At 61.9% G+C, this 4,657-nt stretch carries 4 protein-coding genes; all 4 read left to right on the top strand.

All coding sequences use genetic code 11. The features are described from left to right. A partial coding sequence (locus EN906_RS23605) for an ABC transporter permease (RefSeq protein WP_164777308.1) occupies nt 1-871 on the top strand: 871 nt, incomplete at its 5' end. A gap of 2 nt (nt 872-873) precedes the next feature. Then, nucleotides 874-1,656 carry an ATP-binding cassette domain-containing protein gene (locus tag EN906_RS23600; RefSeq protein ID WP_164748811.1) on the top strand — a complete coding sequence of 261 codons (783 nt, stop codon included), beginning with the start codon at nt 874-876 and terminating at the stop codon, nt 1,654-1,656. 233 nt (nt 1,657-1,889) lie between these two features. Further along, the gene (locus EN906_RS23595; RefSeq protein WP_127269993.1) at nt 1,890-4,358 is read left to right on the top strand and encodes a glycogen/starch/alpha-glucan phosphorylase; all 2,469 of its coding nucleotides are present in this window, start codon (nt 1,890-1,892) and stop codon (nt 4,356-4,358) included. A gap of 107 nt (nt 4,359-4,465) precedes the next feature. Continuing rightward, a partial coding sequence (locus tag EN906_RS23590) for a hypothetical protein (protein WP_164777307.1) occupies nt 4,466-4,657 on the top strand: 192 nt, incomplete at its 3' end.

Here is a 4,657-nt window from a genome sequence, read left to right as displayed (position 1 = left end):
GTCCTACACGCTGACGCTTATCCTGCAGCAGATCGCCATTATCGGCATTCTGGGTGCTGCGCAGACGCTGGTCATCCTGACCGCGGGCATCGACCTGTCGATTGGCGTGATCATGGTGATTTCAGCGGTGATCATGGGCAATTGCGCGGTCAGCTACGGTATGCCGAGCGCGCTCGCCGTGGCGATCGGGCTTGCCGCCGGCGCGGCATGCGGGCTGCTCAACGGCGTGCTCGTCGCCTACATGAAGCTGCCGCCCTTCATCGTGACGCTTGGCACCTGGAACATCGTCATGGCCACGAACTTCATCTATTCGGCCAACGAGACGATCCGCGACACCGACGTCGACACCCAGGCGCCGCTCCTGCATCTCTTTGCCATCAGCTTCAAGGTCGGCACGGCGGTGCTGACGCTCGGCGTCATTGCCACGGTCGTGCTCGTGATGATCCTCTGGTACGTGCTCAATCACACGGCATGGGGTCGCCATGTCTACGCCGTTGGCGATGATCAGGAGGCGGCGAAGCTGTCGGGCATCCAGACCAAGAAGGTGCTGATGACGGTCTACACCCTTGCCGGGCTGATCGCCGCTTTCGCTGCCTGGGTCTCTATCGGTCGCAACGGCTCGATCTCGCCGTCGGCTGCCGTCACCGACTACAATCTCCAGGCGATCACCGCGACGGTGATCGGCGGTATTTCCCTGTTCGGCGGACGCGGCTCGATCCTGGGCACGCTGTTCGGCGCGATGATCGTCGGCGTCGTCTCCATGGGCCTCAACATGCTGGGCGCCGATCCGCAATGGAAGGTGCTGCTCACCGGTGTGCTGATCATCGGCGCCGTGGCGGTCGACCAATGGATCAGAAAGGTTTCGGCATGACCATGACCCAGGAACCCATTCTCACCGCGCGTGGCCTAGTCAAGCGCTACGGCCGCGTCACCGCCCTCGACAACGCCGACTTCGACCTCTACCCCGGCGAAATCCTTGCTGTCATCGGTGACAATGGCGCCGGCAAATCGTCGCTCATCAAGGCGATTTCCGGCGCTGCCGCGCCCGATGAAGGCGAGATCCGGCTCGAAGGAAAACCCGTCTCCTTCAAATCGCCGATGGAGGCCCGCGAAGCCGGCATCGAGACCGTCTACCAGAACCTGGCGCTGTCGCCGGCGCTGTCGATCGCCGACAACATGTTCCTTGGCCGCGAAATCCGTAAACCGGGTTTTCTGGGCGATTGGCTTCGCATGCTCGATCGCCCGGCGATGGAAAAGCGCGCCCGCGACAAGCTTACCGAACTTGGCCTGATGACCATCCAGAACATCAGCCAGGCTGTGGAGACGCTCTCGGGCGGCCAAAGGCAGGGCGTTGCCGTGGCGCGTGCGGCCGCCTTTGGCAGTCGTGTGGTGATCATGGACGAGCCGACAGCCGCCCTTGGCGTCAAGGAAAGCCGCCGCGTGCTCGAGCTGATCCTCGACGTCAAGAAGCGCGGCCTCCCGATCGTGCTGATCTCGCACAACATGCCGCATGTCTTCGAAGTGGCCGATCGCATTCACATCCATCGGCTGGGCCGTCGCCTCGCCGTCATCGACCCCAAGCAATATACGATGTCCGACGCCGTCGCCTTCATGACAGGAGCCAAGGCCCCGCCGGAGGCGGCGCTGGCGGCTTGATACATGTCGCCCAAGTGGCTGGCGCATGGCGACACGGCAAGCACGGAACAGGGATTTGAAGCGCGGCGCGCGGGCCGTCTTGGCGCGTCACACTTCAGAATTGCCAAATTGCCGCAGGGGGCAAGCCGGATCGAACCTGTTTAAATCGATTGAATAGTTGGCGGTATCAGCTAGCATGGGCTGGGAGGAGCGATGAAAGCCGGTATGATCATGGCAACCGCACGAGAGGCATCATGACGAGCGCGATGACATCCGAACCCCTTCCGCCACTGCTCGAAAATCCTGACCCAAAGACGCTCGCACGTGAAGTCTTGGTTGCCCTCAAATACAGGGTCGGCAAGGACACCACCGTTGCGACCCAGTACGACTGGCTAACCGCCTCGATCAAGGTCGTGCGCGACCGGATCGTCGATCACTGGATGCAGGCGACGAGAGAGGCTTACGACCAGAAGGAAAAGCGCGTCTATTATCTGTCGCTGGAATTCCTCATCGGCCGCCTGATGCGCGATGCTTTCTCCAATCTGGGCCTGATGGACAACATGCGCGAGGCGCTGTCGTCGTTGGGTGTCGACCTCGACTTGATTGCAGCACTCGAGCCCGATGCGGCGCTCGGCAATGGCGGTCTCGGGCGGCTCGCGGCCTGCTTCATGGAAAGCATGGCGACCGTCGACATTCCCGCGCATGGCTACGGCATTCGCTATGCCAATGGCATGTTCCGGCAGGAGATTCACGACGGCTGGCAGGTCGAACTGCCAGAGACCTGGCTTGATCACGGTAACCCGTGGGAATTCGAACGTCGCGAACGCTCCTTCGAGGTTGGTTTCGGCGGTTCGGTGGAATCGATCACCTCCAAGGACGGCCGCCTCGAACGCCATGTCTGGAAGCCGACCGAGCATGTGCTGGCCGTCGCCTATGACACGCCCGTCGTCGGCTGGCGGGCCAATCGCGTCAACACGCTGCGGCTCTGGTCGGGCATGCCGATCGATCCGATCCTGCTCGACAAATTCAATGCCGGCGACCACATCGGCGCGCTCGCCGAAAGCAACAAGGCCGATGCCTTGTCGCGCGTGCTCTATCCCGCCGATTCCCACAAGGCCGGGCAGGAACTGCGGCTCCGGCAGGAGTATTTCTTCTCCACCGCCTCGCTGCAGGACATCGTGCAGCGTCATCTGAGCCAATATGGCGACCTGAAGTCGCTGCCCGACAAGGCTGCGATCCACCTGAACGACACCCATCCGGCCATCGCCGTGCCGGAGTTGATGCGCCTGTTGATGGACGTCCACGGCATGGACTTCGACCAGGCCTGGGATATCACCCAGCGCACCTTCGGCTACACCAACCACACACTGCTGCCCGAGGCGCTGGAAAGCTGGCCGGTGCCGCTGTTCGAGCGGCTTTTGCCGCGCCACATGCAGATTGTCTATGCCATCAACGCTGAAGTGCTTCTGGAGGCGCGTGCTTCCAACCAGTTCTCGGACGAGCAGATTGGCCGCATCTCGCTGATCCAGGAAAATGGCGATCGCCGGGTGCGCATGGGCAATCTGGCCTTTGTCGGCTCGCATTCCATCAACGGCGTTTCGGCTCTTCACACCGACCTGATGAAGGAGACGGTGTTCGCCGACCTGCACAAGCTCTATCCCGATCGCATCAACAACAAGACCAACGGCATCACGCCGCGGCGCTGGCTGATCCAATGCAATCCCGGACTGACGTCGCTCGCCCGCGAGGCGATCGGCGACCGTTTTCTCGATGACATCGACGCCATCAAGGATCTCGACGGTTTCGCCGGCGATGCCGCCTTTCGCGACAAGTTCGCCGCCGTCAAGCGCGCCAACAAGGCGCGATTGGCCAACCTCGTCGCCGACCGGCTCGGCATCAAGGTCGATCCTTCGGCGCTTTTCGACATCCAGATCAAACGCATCCACGAATACAAGCGCCAGCTTCTGAACATTCTCGAGGCGATCGCGCTCTATGACCAGATCCGCTCGCACCCCGAGCGCGACTGGATGCCGCGCGTGAAATTCTTCGGCGGCAAGGCGGCGCCCAGCTACCACAATGCCAAGCTGATCATCAAACTCGCCAACGATGTCGCAAAAGTCATCAACCGCGATCCGGCCGTGCGCGGTCTGCTTAAGGTGGTGTTCCTGCCGAATTACAATGTCAGCCTGGCCGAGATCATGATGCCGGCTGCCGACCTTTCCGAGCAGATCTCGACCGCCGGCATGGAAGCGTCGGGCACCGGCAACATGAAGTTCGCGCTCAACGGCGCGCTGACCATCGGCACGCTCGACGGTGCCAATGTCGAGATCAAGGAATGCGTCGGCGACGACAACATCTTCATCTTCGGCCTGACCACCGCCGAGGTCGCCGAGCGGCGCAACAACGGTTACGACCCTCGCGCCGTCATCGAGGGATCATCTGAGCTGGCGCAAGCGGTCGCTGCCGTCTCGTCGGGCGTCTTCTCGCCGGACGATCCGGAGCGTTACCGCGACCTCGTCAACGGCCTCTACAACAGCGACTGGTTCATGGTCGCCGCCGATTTCGATGCCTATGCCACCGCCCAGCGCGAGGTCGATGCGGTCTGGCGCAACAGTCCCGACTGGTACGCCAGGGCAATCCGCAATGTGGCGCGTGTCGGCTGGTTCTCCTCCGATCGCACGATCCGCCAATATGCGAAAGAAATCTGGAACGTGCCTGCCTGATGTGATTGCATGAGGCCGCAAACAATGTGGTCCCGGTGGTGTGAACTTGAAAGTCGGATCACACCACTAGAAACAAACACTCGGTGCCTGGGGAGGGACACTGCCTGATGAAGAAGCCGCGCGCGACCGCTGCGACAAGCGGGCCGGACGGACTGGCGGCAGCCAGCGATGTTGCGGCGATTGTTGCCGGCACGCATGGCGATCCGTTTGCCGTTCTCGGTGTTCAGGAGGCTGGGAAGGGTTTTGTGGCCCGCTGCTTTGTTCCGAATGCCGAATTCGTCACTGCCTATACGCTGACC

Source organism: Mesorhizobium sp. M7A.F.Ca.CA.004.06.1.1 (assembly GCF_003999135.1).
Taxonomy (GTDB): Bacteria; Pseudomonadota; Alphaproteobacteria; order Rhizobiales; family Rhizobiaceae; genus Mesorhizobium.
The sequence above is the reverse complement of the archived record's forward strand: the minus strand, read 5'-3'. Positions and strand labels throughout refer to the sequence as shown.